This is a genomic window from Rhodoluna sp. (genome assembly GCF_044232805.1).
In the GTDB taxonomy this organism is placed as follows: Bacteria; Actinomycetota; Actinomycetes; order Actinomycetales; family Microbacteriaceae; genus Rhodoluna.
Genome location: NZ_JBIILG010000062.1, coordinates 1 through 2,607 on the forward strand (window position 1 = coordinate 1; position 2,607 = coordinate 2,607).

The 2,607-nt window shown below is 49.9% G+C and carries 5 protein-coding genes; all 5 read left to right on the plus strand.

The genetic code is table 11. The features are described 5' to 3' along the window. The coding region (locus AC9UES_RS06390; RefSeq protein WP_509527787.1) for an SIS domain-containing protein at nucleotides 1–466 on the plus strand (466 nt) is incomplete at its 5' end. After that, a complete protein-coding gene (locus AC9UES_RS06395) occupies nucleotides 466–822 on the plus strand; it encodes a holo-ACP synthase (RefSeq protein ID WP_509527790.1) in 357 nt (118 codons plus the stop codon). The genes AC9UES_RS06390 and AC9UES_RS06395, both read left to right, overlap by 1 nt. Beyond that, a complete protein-coding gene (gene alr, locus AC9UES_RS06400; RefSeq protein ID WP_509527793.1) occupies nucleotides 819–1,916 on the plus strand; it encodes an alanine racemase in 1,098 nt (365 codons plus the stop codon). The genes AC9UES_RS06395 and alr overlap by 4 nt, the downstream gene beginning before the upstream one ends. After that, nucleotides 1,913–2,386 carry a tRNA (adenosine(37)-N6)-threonylcarbamoyltransferase complex ATPase subunit type 1 TsaE gene (gene tsaE / locus AC9UES_RS06405; protein WP_509527796.1) on the plus strand — a complete coding sequence of 158 codons (474 nt, stop codon included), beginning with the start codon at nucleotides 1,913–1,915 and terminating at the stop codon, nucleotides 2,384–2,386. The genes alr and tsaE overlap by 4 nt, the downstream gene beginning before the upstream one ends. Continuing rightward, nucleotides 2,383–2,607 (plus strand): tRNA (adenosine(37)-N6)-threonylcarbamoyltransferase complex dimerization subunit type 1 TsaB (gene tsaB, locus AC9UES_RS06410; protein WP_509527799.1); only part of this gene is annotated, 225 nt, incomplete at its 3' end. The genes tsaE and tsaB, both read left to right, overlap by 4 nt.

Here is a 2,607-nt window from a genome sequence, read left to right on the forward strand (position 1 = left end):
GCTTGCCAAGAAGATGGAAAAAGCAAAGACCGTTTTGTTCCTTGGAAGAAACGTGGGGTTCCCAGTTGCGATGGAGGGAGCGCTCAAGCTCAAAGAGCTTGCATACATTCATGCTGAAGGTTTTGCCGCCGGTGAACTAAAGCACGGCCCTATTGCCCTAATTGAGCCGGGCCAGCCGGTGATTGTTATTCTTCCGGCGCCAGCAGACCCACTGCACCCCAAGGTGGTTTCAAACATCCAAGAGATCAAGGCTCGAGGCGCTGAGGTAATCGCTATTGCGGTCCAGGGAGACACCGAGGTGGCAAACTACGCGACCAACGTTTGGTACGTGCCAGCAACCGAGTGGTTAATGGCCCCAATCCTGACCGTTATCCCACTTCAAGCATTTGCCATGGAGCTCGCAACCGCTAAGGGTCTCGACGTGGATCAACCGAGGAACCTGGCCAAATCAGTCACGGTCGAGTAATGATTTTTGGAATCGGTGTTGATTTGGTTGACATCCAAAGATTCGAGAAAGCCCTAGAGCAAACCCCAAAGCTTCGAGATCGCTTATTCACCGAGAGCGAGCGGGAGCTTTCTCTCCAGTCCTTAGCTGCCAGATTCGCAGCTAAGGAAGCGCTCGTGAAGGCAGTGGGCAAAGCCAAGGGGCTTTCATTTCAAGGGGTAAGTGTTGCCAAGGACCAAGACGGCAAGCCGTATTTTGAATTCACCGGTGAGACCGAGCAGACCATCAAGTCTCACGGCATTAGCCAATTTCATCTTTCCTTGAGTCACGATGGCAACATGGCAGTTGCCTACGTCGTTGCTGAGGTTATGAATTGAGAACTATCTCTATTGATCTGGAAGTAATTGCCAATAATTACAAGACATTAAAGAAGCTAACCGGTGGTCAACTATTAGCAATTGTTAAGGCGGATGCTTTTGGCCACGGCATGATTGAAGTTTCCAAAAAGCTTGAATCTATTGGCGTGGATATTCTTGGAACGGCTGACATAGATGAGGCCATGGAGCTTCGCCATGCCGGAATCAAATCTCCAATTATGGCTTGGCTCCACGGCAAGAACACACAGTTTGAAGAAGCCATCAGTAATGATATTGAACTTGGCGCATCTGCTCTTGCAACTTTGGAGAAAATTGCAGCTGCTGCCAAGAAAGTTGGCAAGGTTGCCAAGGTGCATCTAAAAGTCGACACCGGACTTGGCAGAAACGGTGCTGATCTTGTGAGCTGGCCAGCGCTGATTGAAAAAGCAGTTGAGCTTTCAACCAGCGGGGCTATTGAATTGGTTGGAGTCTTCTCACACCTTTCTGGTACCAGCGAGAAAGATGATCTAGAACAACTTCGAGTATTCGAAGAAGCCATCAAGACGGCAACCAAGCTTGGTGCAACTTTTAAGATTCGTCACATCGCCGCTAGCCTCGCAGCCTTGCGATATCCAAGTACCAGATTGGACATGGTTCGAGTCGGTGCGGCTATGTATGGCATTGACCCCAGCCCCGAGGTAATTGCCAGAGACTACGGCTTGTTACCGGCCATGAGAGTTAGCTCCGAGGTGGTGCACGTCAAGAAGGTGCCAGCAGGCCACGGTGTTAGCTATGGCTACCTGCACAGAACCAAGGCTGAATCCACGCTGGCCCTGGTGCCTTTTGGCTATACCGAGGGGTTCCCGAGAGTAGCCACCGGGCAAGCCGAGGTGTCACTAAATGGCAAGAAATACCCAGTTCTAGCTCGGGTGGCCATGGATCAGTTCATCCTGGATCTAGGAACCGACAGCGCCGAAGTCGGAGATGAGGTCGTAATCATTGGTGATAGAACAAAGGGTGAGCCAAGTGCTGAAGATCTAGCCCGGGCCGCCGGCACCATCAATTATGAAATAGTTACCAAGATGGGCGGCCGGGCAAAGCGGGTCTTTCGTTGAGTAACGCTAAGCAACTTTCGATTTTGATTGAAAACGAAAATCAAATGCATGAGCTTGGTGTTCGGTTGGGTTCATTATTGAAGCCAGGAGATTTAGTCTCCCTAAATGGTGTCTTGGGTGCTGGAAAAACTACACTCACTAAAGCAATCGGAGAAGGTGCCGGGGTTCAAGGGAGTATTTCTTCTCCGACGTTTTTGATTGCCCGCACTCACCCAACAACTTCCGGAACACCCTTTGTTCACATCGATGCTTATCGATTGTCTGCCCCCAGAGAACTGGATGATCTAGACATCGATTACTCAAACTTAATTTCGGTCATCGAGTGGGGTAGGGGATTCACCGATGGCCTTAGTGAATCAATTCTAGAAATTGAAATTGAAAGATTTCTAGAATCCGAAGACCGTAAGCTAACTGTTTCTGGCCAGGGAAGACTCGGCGATGTCTTTGAAGTAATTGGTGAAACAATATGAAGCAGATTGTTTTAGCACTAGACACATCACAAGGAACCTCGGTTGCTGTGCTGGTAGATGGCAAAGTTGTAGCTGAGTCAGCAGATCCAAATCCAATGCGTCACGCAGAAAACATTGGCACACTTATTGCGAGCTGTATCGAGCAAGCAGGTGTCAGCGCAGCTGAAGTCACGGACGTAGCTGTGGGGATTGGCCCCGGGCCATTCACAGGCTTGCGGGTA

Bases quoted from the DNA above. Each gene is read 5' to 3' on its own strand.
- AC9UES_RS06395 (WP_509527790.1), top strand. From the start codon at position 466: ATGATTTTTGGAATCGGTGTTGATTTGGTTGACATCCAAAGATTCGAG.